This window comes from Streptomyces vietnamensis (assembly GCF_000830005.1).
Lineage (GTDB): Bacteria > Actinomycetota > Actinomycetes > Streptomycetales > Streptomycetaceae > Streptomyces > Streptomyces vietnamensis.
In genome coordinates, this window is record NZ_CP010407.1 from 1,408,016 (window position 1) to 1,428,892 (window position 20,877).

Consider the following 20,877-nt stretch of genomic DNA (forward strand, 5'->3'; position numbering starts at 1 on the left):
ATACCGTAACTCGCCCGCCAGTTCGACTAAAACGAGGCGAGCGCAACGGTGCACTGTGCCCCGCTTTGCGGGGGACGAACGACCTGTTGCTTTCACAAATCACTCCCCCCGGAGACTGGCACGTCGTGGTGCCACCTCGGCCACACATGGGGGAATCCATTCTTCCGCTCACTCATCCTTGCGAGGAACTTGACTCATGCATTACCAACCCGTCCGGATATCAAATAGTCGGAAGCGTCTGAGACCGCCTCAAAAGTTGCTGTGCGCGCTGATCGTTGCCGCTCTCTCGACTCCCGCTACCCCCGTGTGGGCCGAGGACCCGGAACCCGCGGCCGGCGGCAGCATGCTCAGCGCCCAGCAAGAGGCCATGGCTACGGGCCAAGAGGTGCCGGTCGACGCGCTCACCACAGAGACCACCGAAATAGTGGCCAACGCCGACGGCTCATTCACAAGCACCACGAGCCTCATGCCCGTCCGTGTCCGCAAGGACGGTGCCTGGGTGCCGGTGGATGCTACGTTGCGCCAGAACGAGGACGGCACCTGGTCTCCGAAGGCAACCCCCCACGGAGTTGCACTCTCCGGAGGCGGCACCGGGCCGGTGGTCCGCCTGAGCCACGAGGACGGCACCAAGCTGGCCCTGGCCACGCCGTTCCCGCTGCCGGCCCCGACGGTGTCGGGCGACACTGCGTTCTATCGCGAGGTCCTGCCCGGCATTGACTTGTCAGTGTCCGTTACCGATCAGGGCGGATTCAGCGATGTCCTGATCGTCCACGATGCTGCCGCTGCTTCCGACCCCCGCGTGAAGGAACTGCGACTCGGGGTCTCAGCCGAAGGCCTTGCCATCGCCCCCACCGAGTCCGGCGGTATGGAGGCGAGGACTGCGGACGGGTCCCTGGACTACATATCGCCTCGCCCCATCATGTGGGACTCCGCAACCCTGAGCGAGTCGGCGATCTCTTCGGTCACTGCCAAGACAGCAGCGAATCAGACCGATTCAATCTCCGTTCAGGCTCTCGAAACCGACGGAGATACTCCCGTCACCCCACCCGTGGCGGTCTCCTCGGTCGAGGGTCCCGGCGTAGGCGCTGTCGTCGACTCGGTGCCCATGACTACTTCGTCGTCCGCCGTCACGCTGCGACCGGACCCGGACGTGCTCGCCGGCCCGGACACCGTATACCCGGTCTTCATCGACCCGTACACCAACCCGATCTCGAAGACCTCCGGCAACTACACCGAGGTCTACTCCAGCTCACAATGCGCCAACAGCCCTCAGTACAACAAGCCGCAGAGCAACGGTGAAGGTGTGGGCTACCAGCGCTGGGGCGGAGCCTGCGGCATCGGTCTGGAACGCTCGTACTACGCAATCAACACCACTGGTTTCGCACCCGAGATGGTCATCTCCAAGGCCATCATGTCCGTCCCGTCGACATACGCCGCAAGCTGGGACTGCTCCAAAGACCAGCCCATCACCCTGCACACGACAGGAGCGATCAACGAGGCCACCGACTGGAACAGCAAGCCGACCGCCCAGGACGCTACCTACGCGGCCGTACGAACCACCATCCCGAGCGCAGCCAACCCCAGCAGCAGCTGCAGCAACCACACTGCCAGCTTCACTGTGACGGCCCAGGCACAGAAGATCGCCGACTCGGGCCTGGACTGGTGGACGGTCGGACTCTACGGCGACGAGACCCAGTCCAGCACCAACGACAACTACCTGCGGCTCTCCACCGTGATCACCCTGATCACAACCTTCGACATGCCGCCAAAGCCACCCACCAGCCTGTACACCACCCCCTCCGCCACGGGGGCCTCCGGGCCCTGCGTCACCAGCGGAGTCGGCTGGATCGGCGCCACCACCTACTCAGCCGCGGGTAGCAACCTTCGGCTGCACTCCACGGTCACGACCAACATCGCTGGCGAACTCGCCAGCGCAAATTACCTCGTCTGGGACCGGACCCTCCTCACCGACGGCAATCCCGACACCGTCGCATCGTCATCAACCACGTACGTCGCATCGGGTACAAGCACCAACGTTCTGGTAGGCGCCACGCTCAAGGACGGCCACGAGTACGGCTGGAACGTCTACGCGGAAACCAACTCGTCGGCCCATTTGCGTTCGCCGGTGACCTCGAGCTGCTGGTTCCGGACAGACTTCAGTCCGCCCAAGACGCCGGACATCGCGGTCAATCCCTCCTTCCCGCCGGTCGGCAGCGGGGTCGGCAATCCACTGGTATATGCGGGCAGCCCACCCACTGACTTCAGCGTCTCCGCCGACGACAAGGCACCAGCCGACACCTGTGCCCCAGGCGCCTGCCTGAGCAGCGGCATCGACCACTTCATCTGGCGGCTGGACAGCCAGCCGACCGCACTGGTTGGCACCTCCGTACCTATCAGCAGCACGGACACCACGGGAACCTCGACCGCGAAGGTCAAAGTCCCAGTGACGGCCTGGGGCGTGCACACCCTGTACGTGGCCGCTGTAGACAACGCCGGCAACCTCTCACAGGCTCCGGGCAGCTACACGTACACGGTCCCGTGGGACCCCAACACCAAAATCACTCCCGGCGATATCGGCGGCGACGGCATCCCCGATCTCCTGGCCACCACCCGGACCGGTGACCTGGTCCTGCTGCCAGGCAACACCGACTCGGCACAGCCAGTGGCCCCGGCGCAGACTGCCCCGCTGACCACGCCGGCCAGCGGCCCGGTCACAGTCTCGACACCCGCACAATCCCCAGATAAAACGGGATGGAACAACTACCTCATCGCCCACCGCGGCAACCTCCACGGCAGCCATGTGGACGACCTGTTCGCCTACAACAAGCAGAGCCACCAGCTGTACGTCGTCAGAAATGACCTCGACCCCAATGCGAGCACGCCGTACTACTCCACCGGCTTCATGGGCGATAATCGTTCCACCATCGTAGTCAAGGAAATCTGCGAACAGGATGTGAGGCGGGTCAAGGACGACGCACTCTGTCGCACCGCTGGGTACAACGAAAGCAGCTGGGACATCGAGCAGCTCGTCACTCCCGGCAACGTGTTCGGCAACGAAAACAACTATCCCGCAGTTATCACCGTCGAAGGCAAGAAGCTCTGGATCTACCAAGCCGACGGGGGCAACCACCTCAAGAACCCGTTGCTACTCGGTGACGGAGACTGGTCCGGCTACACCCTGATCGCGCCGGGCACGGTCGGAGGCACACTCACCAAGAGCGTCGACGAGAAGGGCAACGTCACCGGCAGCGTCACCGGCGGATCCCCGGTCCTCTGGGCCCGCGATGACATCAGCGGCTCAGTACTCACCTTCCCGATCAGCATTGACCCTGTCACCTTGCTGCCCACTCCGCTCCACGCCCCGGTGCGCACCGCCTTCACCTCCGCTGTGGCCGCTTCTGGGGGCGGAAAGCTCTGTCTCGATGTGTACAACGGCGGCACGGCCGACGGTACGAAGGTTCAGGCCTGGGGCTGCAATCAGACCCGCGCCCAGACCTGGTCGCTGATGTCCGACGGCACGATCCGTGCAATGGGCGGCTGCCTCGATGTCTACAGTGCCGGCAAAGACAACGGCACGCCCGTCCAGCTGCACTCGTGCAACGGCACTCCCGCCCAAGAATGGGTCCCCTACGACTCGGGCAGTCTCAGAAACCCGAACTCCAGCAAATGCCTGGATGACCCGAACGCCAGCACCGCTGCCGGCACACAGCTACAGATCTACACCTGCAATGGCACGGCGGCCCAGAACTGGACCACCGGCGCCGCCGCCGGATGGGATAAACACCCGGCAGCCCCCTTGGCCCCGGTCCTGCCGACCGCAAAGTACCCGGCGGTGATGTCGCCGGGCGATATCAACGGCAACTCCGGCGGCCCGGACGGCCACCCCGAGCTGTACGCGGTCGACAGCGCCGGACAACTCATGGAGTACCCGGGCGCTGCGCCCAAGGACACGGTCGCCGCATTCTCCGCCCCAGCGTCGTTGGGCGCCGTGGGCAACACCGCAACCCACAACTGGCGTCTCAACGAGGGAACCGGCAGCTCTGCGACCGACGATCCCGGCGATCTCAACGCAGCATTGACCGGCGCGTACACATGGACTACCGACGCCACCCGAGGGAAGGTGCTCCAACTCTCCGGGACCACCGGCTACGCAGCCACCACGAAGCCGGCAGTGAACACAACCGGCAGCTTCACGGTGTCCGCCTGGGTGAAGCTCGGATCGCTGAGCGGCAACTCTTCGTTCGTGTCCCAGTCCGATGGGGCAGGCGGCGCCAACGGCTTCCAGCTCTACTACTCCTCCGGAGCAAAGGTCTGGGCGTTCGGACGCCACAACGATGGCACTTCAGGCCCCTCATTCTCGGCCGCGTACGGCGCCTCAGCCGTGGTGGGTAAGTGGACCCATCTCGTCGGTGTCTACGACGTGACCACCGACCAACTGCTGCTGTACGTCGACGGGAAACTCTCAGCGACGAAGGCGTACACAGGCATCTCGTGGAACGCGGACGGCGGCGTGCAGATCGGCCGGCGGGTGTACGAGAGCACGTACGGCGAGTACGCCAATGGCGCGGTCAGCGATGTGCGGATCTACCCGACCGCGCTGCCGGCTGCGAGTGCCGCAGCAACAGGTCAGCTCCCCGGGATCATGCAGCTCGACTGACCCATCAGCAGCGGGGCGGTGCGCGAACCAGGCACCGCCCCGCTGTGCTCAGCGGCTGGCGGAAGATCCCCAGGACCGCTGCGCCCACTGGTCGACCTTGTCCTTCGGCTCCGCCCGGTACGGCTCCGCATCGGCCCGCTGCCCGCGACGTGAAGTCCGGCACCTGCTCGGCGATCACGTGCACCAAGGGTCCCGCCTCGGCGAGAACGACGGCGGTGGCGAGTCCTTCCCCCCAGCCCCGGCAATGGCAAGGCGCTCCTCTGCGGTCGCAATCCCGACCCGGGTGGTCAACTGGTGCCGACGGGGGAGGCCGCTCCGTGCTTGCCGAGCGCACCTCACTCCGACACAGCGCGTAGGCGCTTTGCGATCTCCAGGAGAGCCACTTCACTGGTGGAGACGCCGGCAGGAACGGGCTGCGCCTGGGGAGAACCTGGGGAGAACAAGGGCGCTCTGGGGAGCGGCTGGGGAGAATCGACCGCACAAAACGGTGCCACCGTGAAAGCCCCGGAAACGAGCAAACCCGCAGTTCAGCAGGGCCCGTACAGCTATCCGTGCAGCTCAGCGCGTTGAGGGTGACGACTTCAAGGCCTTCTCCTCGAAGTGCACGCATCAGGGCTGCGCCGTGAGCAGCATCAAGGACGGCGTCATCGTCTGCCCGTGCCACCAGAGCCAGTTCGACATCTCGGACGGCAGCGTGAAGTCGGGCCCGGCGCCCTCGCCGCTGCCGCCCGAGCCGATCCAGGTGGTGGGCGAGGAGATCAGCCGGGGCTGACGGCATCCCCGTTCCGCCGGCCCCGGCCGGCGGAACCCCTGCCGGACGCGGGCGCCTTCCAGCACGCCAATACGTCGTCGGTCGTGGTGATCGTGGCCACGAGCGCGAGGGTGTGCCGGATCATCGCGGGGGTGTAGTCGGCTGGCACCCCCGCGATGGCGTCCCCGGGCACGACGACCGTGTAGCCGAGGTTCACGGCGTCGAAGACCGCGTTGGGCACGGCCACGTTGGCGGAGACCCCCGTGACGATCAGGGTGCGGCAGCCGAGGTTGCGGAGCAGCGCGTCGACGTCGGTGCCCGCGAGCGGCGAGAGCCCGTGCAGGCGCCGGACCACGAGGTCCTCGTCGGCGACCTCGATCGGTTCGGCGATCCGTACGGCCCTGCTGCCGCTGTGCTGCTGCACGGGCAGCCGGGCGGCGGCCGTGAAGAGCCGGGCGTTGGTGTTGGCGCCCCGCCCGTCGGGGCGCCGCTCGGCGACGGCGTGGATCACCTGGACGTCCGCCGCGTGCGCGGCGGCGACGAGCCGGGCGACGTTCCGCAGGGCGCCCGACCTGCGGGCGGCGGCGGCCAGTTCGGGCAGGGCGCTGTCGGTCCCGACGACCCCCTGCTGGCACTCGACGGTGAGCAGGACGACTCCGCCGTCCGGGCGGATCCGCTCCCCGAGCCGTTCCCTCGGACTCTGACCCATGGTCCCCCCTTGCACGCGCGTGGATGGCCCCCCATGCTTTCTGACGTCTCATCAGAAATCCAGAAGGGTGCGGACGATGACTGTCGCACAGCGCCGTGGACGCCGGATCATGATGACCCCGGCCGAGCTCGACTCGTTCCTCGCCGAACAGCGCACCTGCCGGGTCGCGACCGTCTCCGCCGACGGCCGCCCGCACGTGAGCGCGCTCTGGTTCGTCTGGGACGGCTCCTCGCTGTGGCTGTACTCGATCACCCGGAGCCGGCGCTGGGCGGAGCTGCGCGCCGATCCGAGGATCGCGGTCGTGGTGGACGACGGGGAGGAGTACGGGGAGCTGCGCGGGGTGGAGCTGTCGGGGACGGCCGTCTTCGTGGGCGAGGCGCCGCGCACCGGCGAGCCCTGCCCCGAACTCGACGTGCCCGAGCAGCTCTTCGCCGCCAAGAACTTCGGCCTGGACGCCATGCCGCACGACGGCCGGCACGCCTGGCTGCGACTGACCCCGGAGAAGATCGCCTCCTGGGACTTCCGCAAGCTCGCGACCCTCTGAGGGCCGGCGAGAATCAGCTCCCCAGCGGCTCCGCGGCCGCCCGCAGTGCCGCGACGACCGCCCGCACGGAGGGCCGGCGGCCCGCGTCGGCGCGCCAGGTGGCGTAGATGTGGCGCCGCACCTTCTGCCGTACGGGAACGAAGACGACGCCGTCCGGCACGGGACGCCCGAGCCGGGGCGTGACGCACACCCCGAGGCCGGCCGCCACCAGGGCCAGCTGGGTGTGGTGCTCCCCGGCGAAGTGCCCGATGCGCGGCTCGATGCCCTGCGAGCGCAGCGTGAACATCAGCCAGTCGTGGCAGAACTCGCCCTCCGGCCAGGAGACCCACTCCTCGTCGGCGAAGTCCTCCAGGTCCACCGCGTCCCGCCCGGCCAGCGGGTGTCCGGCGGGCAGGGCCACGTCGGCGGAGTCGTCGAGGAGGTGGGCGCGCTCCAGGCCGCCGGGGACGGGCGCCCGCTTGTTGCTCCAGTCCAGGACGATCGCCAGGTCCGCATCGCCGCGCAGGACGGCCCGCACGCCCGGTTCCGGCTCCAGTTCCGTCGTACGGACGCGGAGTTCGGGGTGGCCGGCGCGCAGGGCGGCGAGCGCGGCCGGGAACAGTCCGCGCGCCGCCGTCGGGAAGGCCGCGAGCCGCACCTCCCCCACCACCCGCCCCTGCTGGGCCTCGATGTCGGCCTGGGCCATCTGGACCTGGGACAGGATGCGGGCGGCGTGCTCGGCGAGCAGCAGCCCGGCGTCGGTGAGCCGCACGCCCCGGCCGTTCTTGGCGAGCAGCTGCTGCCCGACCTCGCGCTCCAGCTTGGACAGCTGCTGGGAGACGGCCGAGGTGGTGACGTGCAGGCCGTCGGCGGCGCCGCTGACCGAGCCGTGCCGGGCGACGGCGTCGAGGGTACGGAGGCGCTCCAGGTTCAACATATAAGCAATGCTAAGGGGAAGGGTCGAGCAATTCTCGCTTGTTCTAATACATCGTTCCCGTCACCCTGAGTGCATGAGCCCCGCACCCTCGTCCTCCCCCGCTTCACACCTCCTCGACTGGCGCGTCCGATTCGGCGCCCTCGCCCTCATCTGGGGCTTCAGCTTCCTCTTCATCAAGGTCGGCACGGAGGGCTTCGCGCCCTTCCAGGTCACGTTCGGGCGGCTGTTCTTCGGTACGGCGGTGCTCGCCGTCGCGATCGTCGTGAAGCGCGACCGGCTGCCGCGCGGAGCCCGCGTCTGGGGCCATCTGACGGTCGCGGCCTTCCTGCTCAACGCGCTGCCGTTCTCCCTCTTCTCGTACGCGGAGCTGACGATCCCCTCCACCCTGGCGGGCATCTGCAACGCGACGACCCCGCTCTGGGGGATGCTGCTCTCGCTCGTGGCGCTCTCCGAGGACCGGCCGACCCGGGTCCGCGCGGCCGGTCTGGGCATCGGCTTCGTCGGCGTGCTCACCGTGCTCGGCGCCTGGCAGGGCTTCTCCGGCCTCGACGTGACCGGCACAGCCCTGGCCCTGCTCGCCTCGTTCAGCTACGCGGTCGGCTGGATATACGTCCGCAGGACCCTGAGCGGCACCGGCGCCTCCCACCTCTCGCTCGCCGGCTCCCAGGTCGGACTCGCGACGCTGCAGCTGGCCGTGGTCACCCCCCTGTTCACCTCGGTCCCGGAGTCGGTCGAGCTCATGCCGCTGCTCGCCGTGATCGCCCTCGGCGCGCTGGGGACGGGGTACGCGATGCTGCTCCAGTACGGCGTCGTCGCGGAGGTCGGCCCGACGACGGCCGCCATGGTCACGTACTTCATCCCGGTGATCGCCACGGCGGCGGGCGTCGCCGTCCTGGACGAGCGGCTCGCCTGGAACACCCCGGTCGGCGCGCTCGTGGTCCTGGCGGGCGCGGCCCTCACCCAGACCCGCGCCTCCACCCGGACGGCGGGCGCGCGCACCGTGGCCGGGCGCCTCTCCCTCTCCCGTGTCACTCTCCGTGACTCCCGCGAGGACAAGATCGTTCCCCGGGCATGAACCTCACCGCACTCCCCCGAACCCTCGTCGCCGCCCTCGCCGTGACCGGCGCCTTCCTCGGCTTCGCCGGCCCGGCCCAGGCCGCCCCGGCCACCGCCGGTGCCGTGGCGGCCGCCTCCCCCATGGACGGCCCGGAGCCCGTCGAGCTCGACGAGCTGGGCCTCCCCGACCTGCTGGAGGACTGACGGCGACAGCACAGCGGGGCACGGGAACGGCCGGACACCACGAGGGCGGTGTCCGGCCGTTCCGTTCGCGCCGGGGGTCAGTCCCCGCCCGGACGCGCCCCGCCGAAGAGGGCCTGCAGGGCGTCGACGGCGCTGCCGTCGTGGTCGCTGCCCGCCGTACCGCTGCTGCCGTACTGGACGTTGGCCGCCCGGTCGATCTCCACGACGGAGTCGGCGTGCGAGTTGTCGATGACGGTCAGCAGACTGCCGTCGGCCGCCGCCGGTGCGGCGCCCGCCGCGAGGAGGACGGCGGCCAGACCGAGTGCCTTCAACGGCTTCCTGAGCGGAAGCCCGGGCCCCGCCCCCTGGCGCGGGATCGCCCCGCTCACGCGCCCACCCGCTCGGGTGCCGTCTGGTGGCGGGCGATGTTCCGCTCCAGGAGCCGGGTCGAGGCGGCGACCCCGACACCGGACTCGGGGTCGAAGGACGGCAGCCTGCCGTTGGCCCGCTTCAGTTCGACGAGGGCCGAGTCCATCGCCTCGTGCGCCGCGAAGAGACAGGGCGTGCTGTAGATCGCCACGTCCACGCCGAGGTCGGAGAGCTCGTCGAGCGAGAGCCGCGGCGACTTGCCGCCGGCGATCTGGTTGAAGAGCAGCGGCTTGCCGCCGACCACCTCGCGGATCCGGCGGATCCACTCGACGCTGCGTACGCCGTCCACGAGGACCACGTCGGCGTCGGTGGCGGCCAGACACTCCGCCCGCCGCAGGATGTCGGCCTCGTCGGTGGCGTCCGTCCTGGCCACGACGACCATGTCACGGCGGGTGGCGAGCACCATCTTCAGCTTGGCCAGGTACTCGTCGAGCGGCAGCACCTGCTTGCCGTCCGCGTGGCCGCACCGGCGCGGCCGCTTTTGGTCCTCCAGGATCACGCCCGAGGCGCCGATGCGCTCCAGGCCCTCCACCACGTGGCAGGCCACCTCGGGGTCGACGTAACCGTCGTCGATGTCCACGAGCAGGTGGTGGCGGGGGAAGGCGCCGCGCAGCCGCTGCACGAACGCCACCATGTCCGGCCAGGCGATGAAGCCGATGTCGGGGAGCCCGTAGTACGAGGCGGCGAAGCCGAACCCGGAGACGAACATCCCGTCGTAGTGGTCGGCGGCGACGGAGGCCGAGTACATGTCGTACACGCCGATCAGCGGGGTCGTCCCCGGCGCCGCCACGGCCTCGCGCAGACTGCTTCCGTAACTCAACGTATGACTCCTGGTCAGTTCGGGAAAACACGGCATGGGTGAAGAACCGCCGCAACACGGCGGGGCTTTACCAAAACCTGATGATTTCCTGAACCAAGCACGAACATCGCTGTACGAGCGCTTTACTCACTCTCCAGGAGTAGCGCTTTCACCGGAGAAACGTCACTTGCGCGAGGAACGGGCGTGCCCCGTGCGGCAGATGGGAAGACGGCGGCGCGCCCCTACCCGTAGCTCCGCGCGGGCGCCGGCCCCGCCGCCGCGGCCACCGCCTCGGCCAGTGCCTCCACCTCCGTGGCGGCGAGGCCGGAGACGGTGACCCGGACGGCCGGCCCCGCGTCCATCCGGAAGCGGGCGCCCGGCGCGACGGCCCAGCCCGCGGCGAGCAGCCGGGCCACCGCGCCGGTCTCGTCGGACACCGGCACCCAGACGTTCATGCCGCCGCGCCCGTGCGCCTCGACGCCGCGCCGGGCCAGGGCGCGCACGAGTCCGTCGCGCCGCCTTCCGTACGCGCGCGCGACGACGGCCGGGTCCACCGCCTCCGCGGCCCAGAGGTGTGCGACGGCCCGCTGGAGCAGCCTGCTGACCCAGCCGGGGCCGAGCCGCTGCCGCCCGAGCACCCGGTCGACGGTCTCGGCGTCCCCGGTGAAGGCCGCGATTCGCAGGTCGGGCCCGTACGCCTTGGCGACCGAACGGACCAGCACCCAGCGGTCGGTGACGCCGGCCAGCGGGTGGAGGGGTTGCGCGACGATGCCGTGCCCGTGGTCGTCCTCGACGAGCAGGACGCCGGGGTGTCCGGCGAGGACCCGCCGCAGTTCCCGGGCGCGGGCCTCGGTGACGCAGGCACCGGTCGGGTTCTGCGCCCGGTCGGTGACGATCACCGCTCGCGCCCCGTCCTGCCGGATCGCGCGCTCGACCGCCTCCGGCAGGGGCCCCTCGTCGTCGACGGCGATCGGCACCGGGCGCAGTCCGAGCGCGGGCACGAGGTCGAGGAGGCTGCCCCAGCCCGGGTCCTCGACGGCGACGGCGTCGCCGGGCCTGAGGTGGGCGGCGAGCACCCGCTCGATGGCGTCGAGGGAGCCCGAGGCGACGCCGATCGGCCCCGCGGGCACGCCGTCCGCGTCGAAGGCGGCGCGCGCGAGGCGCCCGAACTCCTCGTCGACGGGGGCCTCGCCGTACATGCCGGGCTGTGCGTCGTACCGCCGGGCGACCTCCGCGAAGGCCTCGACGAGGGAGGGGAGCAGGGCGGGGTCGGGGCTGCCGTTGCTCACGTCCCGGACCCCGGCGGGCGCCTCCACCCGGATCGAGCCGCGCGCGGTCGTGGCGGGGCGAGGGCGCACCCGGCTGCCGCGCCGTCCGTCCGTCTCGATGACCCCGCGCTCGCGCAGGGTGCGGTAGGCGGCGGCGACGGTGTTCGGGTTCACGCCCAGGGTGAGCGCCAATTCCCGCATGGGCGGCAGCAGTTGACCGGGCTGCAGCGCGCCCGCACCCACGCCGCGCTCGACGCTGGCGGCGATGTCCGATGCGCGACGACCTTCGATCCGATATTCTCCTAGCACAAACACGAGTATGCACTAGTGCAATGGAGTACGCAATGAGCGCCGCCGCCGACACGAGCACCACCGCCGACACGCACGCGCCGGGCGGCACCTACGCGCCGACCGACCGGACCGTGCCCACGCGCTCCCGCCACCGCGCCTCGTACGACAGGGAACTCGTCCACTCGATACTCGACGAGGCCTACGTCTGCCACCTCGGCTTCGTGCGCGACGGCGCGCCGGTCGTCCTGCCGACGCTCTTCGGCCGGGTCGGCGAGCGCCTCTACGTCCACGGCTCCACCGGCTCGCGGCCGCTGCGCGCGGCCGGCGACGGCGTCACGGCCCCCGGCCTGCCCGTCTGCCTGACCGTGACGCACGTCGACGGCCTCGTGCTCGCCCGCTCCGCCTTCCACCACTCCCTCAACTACCGCTCGGTCGTCGTCCACGGCACCGCCCACCAGGTCACCGACCCGGAGGAGCTGCGGACCGCCCTCGACGCCCTCGTCGACCAGGTCGTCCCCGGCCGCTCGGCCGACTCGCGCCCCGGTAACGCCAAGGAGCTCGCCGCCACCGCCGTGATCCGGCTCGACCTGGACGAGGTCTCGGCGAAGGTCCGCACCGGCGGCCCCAACGACGACCCCGAGGACCTCGGCCTCCCCCACTGGGCCGGCGTGGTCCCCGTACAGGGCGGCTACGGCGCGCCGGTCCCGTCCGGCGACCTGGACCCGTCCGTCGCCCTGCCCGGCTACCTGACCGCGCTCTGACCGCGCCCGACCGAGGAAGGACGGACCGACGATGCTGATCCACCCCTGGGACGCCGCCCACGACGAGGGCGAGTGGCGCGACTGGCTCGCCCGGCACGACTTCGGCCAGCTCGCCGTCAACGGCCTGCCCGGCGAGCCGCCGTGGGTGCAGCCGATGCACTTCCGGTACGACTCCGAGCCCGGCCCCTACGGCCGCGCCCTGGCCCACCTGGCCCGGCCCAACCCGCTCTGGCGCGCCCTGGAGGCGAACCCGACGGTGCTCCTGAGCGTGGTCGACGACTACGTCTACGTCCCCGGGCACTGGACGGCCCCCGAGGACGCGCCGTCCGAGCACGGCACCCCGACCTCGTACTACGCGGCCGTCCAACTGCGCTGCACCGCGCGCGTGGTCGACGATCCGCAGGAGAAGGCGGCACTCCTCAACCACCAGGTCGCCCACTTCCAGCCGGAGGGCGGCACGGCGACCGTCGCCCCGGGCGAGGCCCCGTTCGGCCGCCTCCTGTCGGGGATCCGGCTGCTGAGCCTGGAGGTGACCGACGTGCGCGCGAAGTTCAAGTACGCGGGCAACAAGCCGCAGGAGGTCCAGGACCGCGTCTCGGAGCGGCTCGCCGAGCGGGCAGGACCCGGCGACCTGAACGCCCGGGCCCACCAGCAGCGTCGCCGCACGAACGGATGACACCGGTGGGGGCGGGCCACGAGATTCCCGCCCCCACCGGGGATCTACACCGCCACCGGCTCCCGCCTGCGCGCCTCCGCCGCCGTCCGTGCCTCCGCCAGGGCGAGGCCCGTCACGGCGGCGAGCAGCAGCAGGGTGCCGAGCACGATCGCGGCGGTGAGCCGCTCGCCGAGCAGCGAGACCGCGATCAGGGCCGCGCTCACCGGCTCCAGGAGCATGATCACGGAGACGGTGGCGGCCCGGACGACGGCCGCCCCGGCGAAGTACAGCGCGTAGGCGAGCGCGGTCGGCACCGCCGCCACGTACACGAGCAGCAGCACCACGCTCACCGGCGCGTCGGTGTGCGGGACGAGCCCCTCCGCGAGCGCCGCCGGCAGCAGCCCGACCGTCCCGATCGCGAAGGCCCAGGTGGTCGTCGCCAGGGCGTCCGTGCCGCCGCCGTCGCGGCCGAGCCACCGGGTGAGCAGGGTGATCGCCGCGTATCCGGCCGCCGAGACCACCGCGAGGACGACACCGAGGGGACGCACCTCCGCGGCCCCGCCGCCCAGGACGAGGACGAAGAGCCCGGCGAGCGCCCCGGCGACGGCGGCGACACCGCCGCGGCCGAGGCGCTCCCCCATGGTGAGCCGGGCGCCGATCGCGATGAGGACGGGCCCCGCGCCCAGGGTGACGACGGTGCCGACCGCGAGGCCGGTGGCCTCGACGGCGGCGAAGTACGCGCTCTGGAAGACGGTGAGGCCGATCCCCGTCCCGAGGATGCGGGCCGTCCGCCGGCCGCGCGATGCGCCGTCGGTGCGGGCGGCGGAGCGCCGGGGCCGCAGCGCCAGCGCGCCGAGCAGCAGGACGAGGCCGCCGACGCAGCGCCAGAAGGAGAGGGCCAGCGGGCCCATGTCGCTGACGCGGAAGATCAGCGAGGCGGCGGCACCGGCCGTGCCCCAGGCGATGCCGGCGACGATCAGATAGAGGAGGCTCCGCCCGACGGACAGGGCGGATCCCGAGGAGTTCGACACGTGGGTTCTCCGTGGAAGACAGGAGGGAAAGGTGGCCGCTGGGCTCCGCGCGCGGGCAGCGACGAACCGCCCGGCGGTGAGAAGTCACCTGCCCGGGCCCGGTCTTCGTCGGGGAGAGCCTCCGCGCGCGCTAGGCGGCGGGAGGCGGAAGCACGGTCGAATGCATGTCCGGCACCCTACGGGGCGGTCCGCCCGGCCGACAACTCGGCGTCCCGCTCCGTGGGCCCCTCCGCGCCGGCCACCGCACCGGAACCGGCGACCGGCTCCGACGGGGGCGCCTTCGGCGTCGAGGACTGGGCGATGAAGGCCCCGACCAGGACCACCGCGCCGCCGATGATCTGCGGCGCGTCCAGGTGCTCGCCGAGCAGGATCCAGGCCAGGACGGTCGCGATGACCGCCTCCAGGCAGGCCACGACGCCCGCCACCTGCGGGGAGAGCTTGCGCACCGAGATGACCCCGGTGACGTACGCGAGGACGGTGGCGATCAGCACGATCCAGCCGATCAGCAGCCACGCGGGCACGCTGGTCCCGTCCATGTCGGCGCGCCCGCCGAGGACGCCCCAGTCCATGCCCCAGGGCCGGGCCACGACGGTGAGGACGAGCGCGCCGATGAGCAGTCCGTACGCGATGACACCCACCGGATCGGCCCGCTCGGCCTGTTCGGCCTCGTCGGCGCCCTGGTCGGAGAGGACGAAGTAGCCGACCTGGCAGCAGGCGGCGGCGAGGGCCAGGAGCAGGCCGACGAGGTCGAAGCTCAGCCCGGACCAGACCTGCACGACGCAGGCGAGGCCGCCGGCGGCGAGGACGACGCCGAGGGCGGCGGCGCGGGTGACGGGCCGGCGCTGGACGAAGCGGACCCAGCCGAGGACGAGGGCGGGGGCGAGGTACTCGATGAGCAGGGCGACGCCGACGGGTATGCGGGAGATCGAGGCGAAGTAGAAGGCCTGGACTCCGGCGACGGCGAGCAGGCCGAAGCCCACGAGGAGGACGGGTTTGCGGCGCAGGAGGTCCCGGTGGCGCCAGGCCACCGGCAGCATGACGAGCGCAGCGCCGGCGACCCGGAGCCACACCACGTGGAGCGGGTCGAGTCCCGCCTCGATGAGCGGCTTGGCCGCCACTCCTGAACCACCGAATGCGAAGGCCGAGGCCAGGGCGAGTCCCAGGCCGGCGCTTCTCCCCTGAGACGCGTGCATCGGGCCATCATGACAGGACGCCGTCAGGGGCGTAACCCCCGTTACACCTGTTGAGACGGCTCCTCTCCCGGCGCGGCGACGCGGGCGGTCAGCGCGGCCGGATCGACCCCCGCGCGGCGCAGCACCTCGACGGCCCGGCTCTCGGGATCGGCGGCGACGGCGGCGAGCAGGTCGATCCCGCGGGCCTGCGGCTCGCCGCGCTCGGCGGCCCGCCGGAAGGCCCCCTCCAGGGCGGCGGCCGCGGCCGGCGACCAGGGGGAGGTACGAGTGCCCGGGGACTCGGCACCGCGCGCGGCGGGCAGCAGCCGCCGGGCCGCGGACTCCTCCTCCACCCGCTGCCACCGCAGCCCGTAACCGATGGACCGCTGGGCGAGGTAGCCGAGGACGCGGGCGAGCTGATGTCCGCCCTCGAAGGCGGCACCGACCTCGGGGTCGGACTCGATGAGCGAGTGCAGGAGGTGGGCGGTGTCGATCTGGCGGTCGCCGTCCCTGAGCGCCCTGCGTCGCGCGCCCGAGACGACCGTCGCGAGCGAGGGCGTCAGGAAGGGCGCGAGCTCCGCGCGCGGGGCGACGGAGGACGGGAGCGGCTGAGGGCGCGGGACGGGATGGTGGTGCACCCTCCCACCTCATCAGGCCAGGACGGCCGGAACATCACCGGGGAGAAGCATGTCCGCATCCCACCGGAGTTGGGCACGGGCGCTCGGTTCCTCCTCCTTACGGATGAGATCGCGCGCGTTGCCCCCGAGGGGCGCGCGCCGCCTTGCTTTACGCCCCCGCTGCAACCACGAGTCCCCTTCCCCGCGTCCTCCGGTCGTGTTCTGGATGGTGGGTCTGCTCGCGCGCGACGGGCGGCAGTACGTGTACCGGGTGTACGCACCCCGGGAGGCGCTGCCGGCCGATCTGTTCTGGGCGGCCTTCCACCACCACGAGGAGGACGGGGCGCCACGGGCCTCCGACAGCTTCGACGCGGCCGAGATCTGGTGGATCGGCGACGGCACGGGACCGACGGCCGCAGAACTGACGGTTCATCAGTATTGAATGTTCACGGCCGCCCCGCTACGTTCCGCGACACCGGAACCCAGTTGGCACGCGTGAAGGGGTGGTCTCATGGCCGAAGTCAGCGCGGAGGCACGGATCGAGGCACCGGCCGGAAAGGTCTGGGCGCGGCTCACGGACTTCTCCTCGTACGGCGAGTGGAACGCCACCCACACCAGCTTCCCGAACGGCGGCCCGGCCGCCCTGGAGGCGGGCGCCACCTTCACGGAGAACATGAAGCTGATGGGCTTCCCCGCCGAGGTCCTGTGGACGGTCGAGGAGCTGGAGTCCGAGCGGGCGTTCGCCATCAGGGGCAAGGGCCCGATGGGGGTCGTCGTCGGCACGCGCTACTCCCTGACGGCGGACGGGGACGCGACGACGGTACGGATCGACGGGGAGTTCACCGGTGCGGCGGTCTCCCTGATGGCGGGCAAGCTCAAGGACTCGGCGACGGCGGCGCTGACCGAGTCCCTGCGCAAGCTCTCGGGCCTGGTGGCCTGAGCCGTACCGTCCGACGTGACGGAAGGGCCCCGCGACCGTGGTCGCGGGGCCCTTCCTGTCGATCTCAGTGCTCGTCGGCGAGGATCAGGTACAGCTTCTTGCGGGCCTCGTTGATCACGGTGACCGCCTTCTGCCGCTGCTCGGCGCTGCCGGTCTTCCAGACCTGCCCGAACGCCTCCATCAGGCCGAAGCCGGCCTGCCGGATCTCGTTCACGGCGTCCCAGTCGACCCCGCGCCCGGCCTCCTCCCACGGCGCCTCGGGACCCTGGTCGGCCTCGGCGCGCCCGGTGTCGGTGAGCGTGAACAGCTTCTTGCCGCCCTCGCTCTCGCTGACGATCAGCCCCTCGTCCTCCAGCATCTGGAGGGTCGGGTAGACCGAGCCGGGACTGGGCTTCCAGGCCCCGTCGCTGCGCTCGCCGATCTCGCGGATCATCTCGTAGCCGTGCATCGGGCGGTCCTTCAGGAGCGCCAGGATCGAGGCGCGCACGTCACCGCGCCGCGCCCGCCCCCGGCCGCCACCGCGTCCGGGCCTGTCGAAGGGCCCGCCGAACGGCCCACCGCGGAACCCGGGCCCGAACGGCCCGAACGCGGCACGCCGCCCTTCGAAGTCCCCCCGAGGCCCGGGGCCGCAGCCTCCACGACCGCGGCCGTGCCCGTACTCGTCGTGTCCATGTGAACGCATCGCAACTCTCCTTCCATCGAGATTTCGTCGTCGAACTGTCGCGATGCTTCAACGATATATCGGAACTGTTCACCGAGCAATACCCGACAGGTCGGTCGAGGAGGGTCGTGCTAGAGCTGCGGAACGTCCCTGACGAACACGAGCCCGTCGCCGTCCGCCAGACGGGCCGGGTCGAGCGGGGCGTAGCCGAACCAGGGGGACACCCGCGGCGCGGGCCGCGTGTCGCCGAGGACGGCGGCGAGGCGCCGGGCGTCGACGACGCAGCGCTCCTCCGGGAGCGCGTACAGGAGTCCTTCGACGGTGTCCGGCGGCGGCGCGTCCACGCCCTGGTGCCGGAGGGTGCCGAGGGCCGTCGCCACGAAGGCGTACTCCTCGCCGAGCTCGGCGCTCACCAGCGCACCGGCGCTCCACCATTCCAGCGGCCGCCCGCCCATCCGCATCGAGCTCTTCTCCCGCTGGAGGTGGGCGTTGTGGGCATACACGAACGTCGGGCCCCGCTCGGCGAGCGCGAGCAGGTTGAGGGACATCATCCGGTCCCGTACGGCCACCAGCCGGGCGAGGCGGGCCGGCGAGGTGTCGGCCATCCAGTGGTGGTAGCGCAGCAGACCCAGCGCGGTGCGCCCGTACAGGCGGGCCCGGTCCCACTCCTCCGGCGTGCTCACCGCGGTCAGGTGCGGCCGCTGCTCGTCGAGCAGCGCCGCCAGCTCGTCGGCGAGCAGCCGCAGCCGGCCGGTGCCGTCCGACCGCCCCACGGACCGGGTCGGGTCCATCATCGCGGCGGGTTCGGTCCACCGGTCGTCACTGCCGAGCAGCTCGTCGAGGGTCTCCGAAGTGCAGGGGAGCAGGTCCGCGTCCACGTGGGCCGCGAGGTATCCGTGGAGCAAGATGAGCGCCTGCCGGGGGCTCTCGGCGGCGGCGATCTCCAGCGGTCCGTCGAAGCCGGCGAAGCGGAGCCGCTCGGCCTCGGGCCGGTCCTCGTTGTACGCGCGCATCCAGCGCACGAGTTCGCGGTTGCCCGCGTCGGCACCCCACTCGTGACTGAAGCCGTGCTCCATGACCTCGTCGAGGGTGCGGGAGCCCGAGGTGACGTGGTCGTCCACGATCGTTCCCCGCAGGCAGTCGGTCTCCAGCGCGATCGTCCGGTAGCCCTCCCGCTCGACGAGCTTCTGGAAGAGCTCGTTGCGCAGGTCGAGCAGGGTGTCCTCGCGGTGGGTGGGCTCGCCCAGGGCGAGCAGCCGGGGCCGGGCCGGGAGCAGGCCCATCACGGAGGCAGCGTCGAAGGGATGGGCGGTGTCCTTGATGTCAGTCGCCATGCCTTCCACGCTATCGTTGAACATTCGGTGGAGACTTTTTCGCGAAAGGCCCGCGATATCGTCGGCTCCATGGGGAAAAACCTTCAAAGCGGTGAGCGGCTGAGGCCGGTCGACCTGGCACGTGGGCACGGTCTGTCGACGCAGGCGATCAGGAACTACGAGGAGGCCGGAATCCTCCCCGCCGCCGACCGCACCCCTTCCGGCTACCGCGCCTACACCCCGCTGCACGCCGGGGCCCTGCGCGCGTTCCTGGCCCTGCTGCCCGGCCACGGCCACCCGACGGCGACGGCGATCATGCGGGCCGTGAACGAGGACGCGGCCGACGAGGCGTTCCGTCTGATCGACGAGAGCCACGCCCAACTCCTCGACGACCGGCGGACCCTCCGGGCGGTCGAGACCGCCCTGAGCGACCTGGCACCTGCCACGGCGCCCGATCCCGGCGGCACCACCTTCATCGGGCCGCTCGCGAGAAGGCTCGGCATCCGTCCCGCGACCCTGCGCAAGTGGGAGGAGGCCGGTCTCGTCCACCCGCGCCGCGACCCCCGGACCGGTTACCGGGTCTACGACGAGGCGGCCGTACGGGACGCCCGACTGGCCCGCCAACTCAGGCGCGGCGGCTACCCGCTGGAGCAGATCGCCCCGCTGATCGCCCACGTGCGCACGGCCGGCGGCCTGGAACCCCTTGAGGCCGCGCTGTCCGACTGGCACGGCCGGCTGTCCGCCCGCGGGCGTGCGATGCTCGCCGGGGCCGCGGAACTGGAGGCGTACCTCCGCGCGCGTGGATGAGTTCCGGCATGATCGACGCCATGACGACGCATCCGCTTCTGCGCGAAGCCCGAAGCCTGTGGGAGGAACTGGCCCGCGCGCCACGGTCGTTCCCGCCCGCGGGCGAGGTGAACGTGATCGTGTCCCCGCAGTCGGAGCTGTGCCCGTCCGGCTGGGTCGGGATGGTCACGCTCGGCGGATCGGCGCTCGTGACCGTGCCGGACGGGAGCGCCGCCGCGACCGTGCGCGCCGCCCTGACGGGGCTGCCGGTGGAGGCGCTGGGGGATGCGGCCGCCGTTCGCGGGGTGCTGCCCGTGGCCGGGGTGCTCGGCCCGGCGGCGCTGTCGTACGCGTCCCCGGCAGGCTTCCGCCCGGCCGCCGCCCCCTCACGGGCGGAACGGCTCCCCGGCGACCACCCGGCACTGCGCGCCCTCGAAGCGGCCTCCGGCCAGGACGACTCCGGGGAGGCCTCCCTGGACGCCATCACCTCGCCCGCGTTCGTGGTCCGCGAGGACGGCCGGGTGGTGGCCGCCGCCGGATACCGGGCCTGGCCCCGCCGGACCGCCCACCTCAGCGTGCTGACGGCCCCGGAGGCACGGGGCCGCGGACTCGCCCGTACGACGGCCTCGGCGGCGGTCGCCCACGCCCTCGCCGCCGGTCTCCTTCCGCAGTGGCGCGCGCGGATCCCGGCCTCCCGCCGGGTCGCCGCCGCACTCGGCTTCGAGGAACTGGGCGCCCAACTCTCCCTGGAACTCACGGCACCGCGGCCTTCTGCGACACTCCTGCGATGACCGGCACGGACGACACCCCGCTCTACACCCAGTTCACCGCCCCCGACGCGCTGCCTCACGGGCTCGCGCCGGCCCTCGTCGACTGCTGGACCGAGGTGAGCGACGCGGGCGGGGCGGCCGGGTTCCCCTTCCCGCCGGTCGACCCGGTCGAGGTCGCCGCCGCGGTCGACCGGATCGTCACGGGACTCGACCCGGCGGGCAGCCGTCTCGTCGTCGCCACGGTCGACGGCGTCCTCGCGGGCTGGCTGTGCCTCCGCCGCGACCCCCATCCACTGGTCGCGCACTGGGGCAGCCTGCACCACGTCCAGACCCGACTCGGGGTACGAGGCCGGGGCATCGGCGCGGGTCTGGTGCGGCGCGCCCGGGAGATCGCCCGCGACGAGATGGGCCTGGAGCAACTGCGCCTCGCGGCACGCGGAGGCGCCGGCCTCGAGGACTTCTACGGCCGGCTCGGCTGGCGGGAGATCGGCCGCTGGCCCGGAGCCCTGCGCCTGGCCGCCGACGACGACCGCGACGAGATCCTCATGGTCCTGACGCCCCTGTGACC

The 20,877-nt window shown here is 71.6% G+C and carries 21 protein-coding genes and 1 pseudogene; 12 read left to right on the forward strand and 10 right to left on the reverse strand.

The window, feature by feature from the left end; translation table 11 throughout:
* Nucleotides 1-304 precede the first annotated feature (304 nt).
* Nucleotides 305-4,657 (forward strand): LamG domain-containing protein, encoded by a 4,353-nt coding sequence (locus SVTN_RS06085; protein ID WP_159026429.1) that lies wholly within the window; start codon nucleotides 305-307, stop codon nucleotides 4,655-4,657.
* Nucleotides 4,658-5,225: 568 nt separating this feature from the next.
* Nucleotides 5,226-5,429: pseudogene (locus SVTN_RS06090) on the forward strand (Rieske (2Fe-2S) protein); the annotation flags it as partial.
* Here SVTN_RS06090 and SVTN_RS06095 read toward each other — a convergent pair.
* Nucleotides 5,416-6,117, reverse strand: a complete 702-nt coding sequence (locus SVTN_RS06095; protein WP_041128131.1) for a cysteine hydrolase family protein — start codon at nucleotides 6,115-6,117, stop codon at nucleotides 5,416-5,418. The pseudogene SVTN_RS06090 and the gene SVTN_RS06095 sit on opposite strands and share 14 nt — an antisense overlap.
* A 76-nt stretch (nucleotides 6,118-6,193) precedes the next feature.
* On the opposite strand from SVTN_RS06095, the gene SVTN_RS06100 reads away from it, so the two are divergent.
* The gene (locus SVTN_RS06100) at nucleotides 6,194-6,661 is read left to right on the forward strand and encodes a pyridoxamine 5'-phosphate oxidase family protein (protein WP_041128132.1); all 468 of its coding nucleotides are present in this window, start codon (nucleotides 6,194-6,196) and stop codon (nucleotides 6,659-6,661) included.
* Between the two features lie 13 nt (nucleotides 6,662-6,674).
* Here SVTN_RS06100 and SVTN_RS06105 read toward each other — a convergent pair whose 3' ends face one another.
* The gene (locus tag SVTN_RS06105; RefSeq protein ID WP_041128133.1) at nucleotides 6,675-7,577 is read right to left on the reverse strand and encodes a LysR family transcriptional regulator; all 903 of its coding nucleotides are present in this window, start codon (nucleotides 7,575-7,577) and stop codon (nucleotides 6,675-6,677) included.
* Nucleotides 7,578-7,650: 73 nt separating this feature from the next.
* Between SVTN_RS06105 and SVTN_RS06110 the strand changes: the two genes are divergently transcribed.
* Nucleotides 7,651-8,652, forward strand: a complete 1,002-nt coding sequence (locus tag SVTN_RS06110) for a DMT family transporter (protein WP_245727454.1) — start codon at nucleotides 7,651-7,653, stop codon at nucleotides 8,650-8,652.
* Nucleotides 8,649-8,837, forward strand: coding sequence for a hypothetical protein (locus SVTN_RS06115; protein ID WP_041128134.1), 189 nt, complete (start codon nucleotides 8,649-8,651; stop codon nucleotides 8,835-8,837). Before SVTN_RS06110 ends, SVTN_RS06115 begins: the two co-directional genes overlap by 4 nt.
* 77 nt (nucleotides 8,838-8,914) lie before the next feature.
* On the opposite strand, the gene SVTN_RS06120 is transcribed toward SVTN_RS06115, so the two are convergent.
* The 3 genes from SVTN_RS06120 to SVTN_RS06130 form a co-directional block, all read right to left on the reverse strand.
* Nucleotides 8,915-9,205 (reverse strand): hypothetical protein, encoded by a 291-nt coding sequence (locus SVTN_RS06120; protein ID WP_245727456.1) that lies wholly within the window; start codon nucleotides 9,203-9,205, stop codon nucleotides 8,915-8,917.
* Nucleotides 9,202-10,065, reverse strand: a complete 864-nt coding sequence (locus SVTN_RS06125; protein WP_041128136.1) for an isocitrate lyase/PEP mutase family protein — start codon at nucleotides 10,063-10,065, stop codon at nucleotides 9,202-9,204. Before SVTN_RS06125 ends, SVTN_RS06120 begins: the two co-directional genes overlap by 4 nt.
* A 221-nt stretch (nucleotides 10,066-10,286) precedes the next feature.
* Nucleotides 10,287-11,621: an aminotransferase class I/II-fold pyridoxal phosphate-dependent enzyme gene (locus tag SVTN_RS06130; protein WP_078908231.1), complete on the reverse strand. Its 1,335-nt coding sequence runs from the start codon at nucleotides 11,619-11,621 to the stop codon at nucleotides 10,287-10,289.
* A 35-nt stretch (nucleotides 11,622-11,656) separates the two neighbouring features.
* Between SVTN_RS06130 and SVTN_RS06135 the strand changes: the two genes are divergently transcribed.
* Entirely contained in the window at nucleotides 11,657-12,364 is a 708-nt protein-coding gene (locus SVTN_RS06135) for a pyridoxamine 5'-phosphate oxidase family protein (protein ID WP_041128138.1), read from the forward strand.
* A gap of 31 nt (nucleotides 12,365-12,395) precedes the next feature.
* Entirely contained in the window at nucleotides 12,396-13,040 is a 645-nt protein-coding gene (locus tag SVTN_RS06140) for an FMN-binding negative transcriptional regulator (protein WP_041128139.1), read from the forward strand.
* Between the two features lie 44 nt (nucleotides 13,041-13,084).
* On the opposite strand, the gene SVTN_RS06145 is transcribed toward SVTN_RS06140, so the two are convergent.
* The 3 genes from SVTN_RS06145 to SVTN_RS06155 form a co-directional block, all read right to left on the reverse strand.
* Nucleotides 13,085-14,050, reverse strand: coding sequence for a DMT family transporter (locus SVTN_RS06145; RefSeq protein ID WP_041128140.1), 966 nt, complete (start codon nucleotides 14,048-14,050; stop codon nucleotides 13,085-13,087).
* Nucleotides 14,051-14,226: 176 nt separating this feature from the next.
* On the reverse strand, nucleotides 14,227-15,243 hold the full coding sequence (locus SVTN_RS06150) for an EamA family transporter (RefSeq protein WP_041128141.1): 1,017 nt from the start codon (nucleotides 15,241-15,243) through the stop codon (nucleotides 14,227-14,229).
* A gap of 41 nt (nucleotides 15,244-15,284) precedes the next feature.
* Nucleotides 15,285-15,860 carry a Clp protease N-terminal domain-containing protein gene (locus SVTN_RS06155; protein WP_041128142.1) on the reverse strand — a complete coding sequence of 192 codons (576 nt, stop codon included), beginning with the start codon at nucleotides 15,858-15,860 and terminating at the stop codon, nucleotides 15,285-15,287.
* Between the two features lie 196 nt (nucleotides 15,861-16,056).
* Here SVTN_RS06155 and SVTN_RS06160 point away from each other — a divergent pair, with 196 nt between their 5' ends.
* Complete coding sequence (locus SVTN_RS06160; RefSeq protein WP_041128143.1) at nucleotides 16,057-16,281, forward strand: hypothetical protein; 225 nt, start codon at nucleotides 16,057-16,059, stop codon at nucleotides 16,279-16,281.
* Nucleotides 16,282-16,350: 69 nt separating this feature from the next.
* Nucleotides 16,351-16,779 carry a type II toxin-antitoxin system Rv0910 family toxin gene (locus SVTN_RS06165; RefSeq protein ID WP_041128144.1) on the forward strand — a complete coding sequence of 143 codons (429 nt, stop codon included), beginning with the start codon at nucleotides 16,351-16,353 and terminating at the stop codon, nucleotides 16,777-16,779.
* Between the two features lie 64 nt (nucleotides 16,780-16,843).
* Here SVTN_RS06165 and SVTN_RS06170 read toward each other — a convergent pair whose 3' ends face one another.
* Nucleotides 16,844-17,461 (reverse strand): helix-turn-helix transcriptional regulator, encoded by a 618-nt coding sequence (locus SVTN_RS06170; RefSeq protein WP_078908232.1) that lies wholly within the window; start codon nucleotides 17,459-17,461, stop codon nucleotides 16,844-16,846.
* 110 nt (nucleotides 17,462-17,571) lie between these two features.
* Nucleotides 17,572-18,774: an erythromycin esterase family protein gene (locus SVTN_RS06175; protein ID WP_041128146.1), complete on the reverse strand. Its 1,203-nt coding sequence runs from the start codon at nucleotides 18,772-18,774 to the stop codon at nucleotides 17,572-17,574.
* A 69-nt stretch (nucleotides 18,775-18,843) separates the two neighbouring features.
* On the opposite strand from SVTN_RS06175, the gene SVTN_RS06180 reads away from it, so the two are divergent.
* Genes SVTN_RS06180 through SVTN_RS06190 form a run of 3 tightly spaced genes read left to right on the forward strand, consistent with a single transcriptional unit; the run spans nucleotide 18,844 to nucleotide 20,875 of the window.
* A complete protein-coding gene (locus SVTN_RS06180; protein WP_041128147.1) occupies nucleotides 18,844-19,560 on the forward strand; it encodes a TioE family transcriptional regulator in 717 nt (238 codons plus the stop codon).
* Between the two features lie 20 nt (nucleotides 19,561-19,580).
* Entirely contained in the window at nucleotides 19,581-20,330 is a 750-nt protein-coding gene (locus SVTN_RS06185; RefSeq protein WP_041133649.1) for a GNAT family N-acetyltransferase, read from the forward strand.
* Nucleotides 20,327-20,875, forward strand: a complete 549-nt coding sequence (locus tag SVTN_RS06190) for a GNAT family N-acetyltransferase (protein WP_041128148.1) — start codon at nucleotides 20,327-20,329, stop codon at nucleotides 20,873-20,875. Before SVTN_RS06185 ends, SVTN_RS06190 begins: the two co-directional genes overlap by 4 nt.
* Nucleotides 20,876-20,877 lie beyond the last annotated feature (2 nt).

Coding starts and splice junctions, on each gene's coding strand:
- SVTN_RS06100 (WP_041128132.1), top strand. CDS start 6,194: ATGACTGTCGCACAGCGCCGTGGACGCCGGATCATGATGACCCCGGCC.
- SVTN_RS06110 (WP_245727454.1), top strand. CDS start 7,651: ATGAGCCCCGCACCCTCGTCCTCCCCCGCTTCACACCTCCTCGACTGG.
- SVTN_RS06140 (WP_041128139.1), top strand. CDS start 12,396: ATGCTGATCCACCCCTGGGACGCCGCCCACGACGAGGGCGAGTGGCGC.
- SVTN_RS06095 (WP_041128131.1), bottom strand. CDS start 6,117: ATGGGTCAGAGTCCGAGGGAACGGCTCGGGGAGCGGATCCGCCCGGAC.
- SVTN_RS06165 (WP_041128144.1), top strand. CDS start 16,351: ATGGCCGAAGTCAGCGCGGAGGCACGGATCGAGGCACCGGCCGGAAAG.
- SVTN_RS06185 (WP_041133649.1), top strand. CDS start 19,581: ATGACGACGCATCCGCTTCTGCGCGAAGCCCGAAGCCTGTGGGAGGAA.
- SVTN_RS06115 (WP_041128134.1), top strand. CDS start 8,649: ATGAACCTCACCGCACTCCCCCGAACCCTCGTCGCCGCCCTCGCCGTG.
- SVTN_RS06135 (WP_041128138.1), top strand. CDS start 11,657: ATGAGCGCCGCCGCCGACACGAGCACCACCGCCGACACGCACGCGCCG.
- SVTN_RS06105 (WP_041128133.1), bottom strand. CDS start 7,577: ATGTTGAACCTGGAGCGCCTCCGTACCCTCGACGCCGTCGCCCGGCAC.
- SVTN_RS06180 (WP_041128147.1), top strand. CDS start 18,844: ATGGGGAAAAACCTTCAAAGCGGTGAGCGGCTGAGGCCGGTCGACCTG.
- SVTN_RS06170 (WP_078908232.1), bottom strand. CDS start 17,461: ATGCGTTCACATGGACACGACGAGTACGGGCACGGCCGCGGTCGTGGA.
- SVTN_RS06150 (WP_041128141.1), bottom strand. CDS start 15,243: ATGCACGCGTCTCAGGGGAGAAGCGCCGGCCTGGGACTCGCCCTGGCC.
- SVTN_RS06175 (WP_041128146.1), bottom strand. CDS start 18,774: ATGGCGACTGACATCAAGGACACCGCCCATCCCTTCGACGCTGCCTCC.
- SVTN_RS06190 (WP_041128148.1), top strand. CDS start 20,327: ATGACCGGCACGGACGACACCCCGCTCTACACCCAGTTCACCGCCCCC.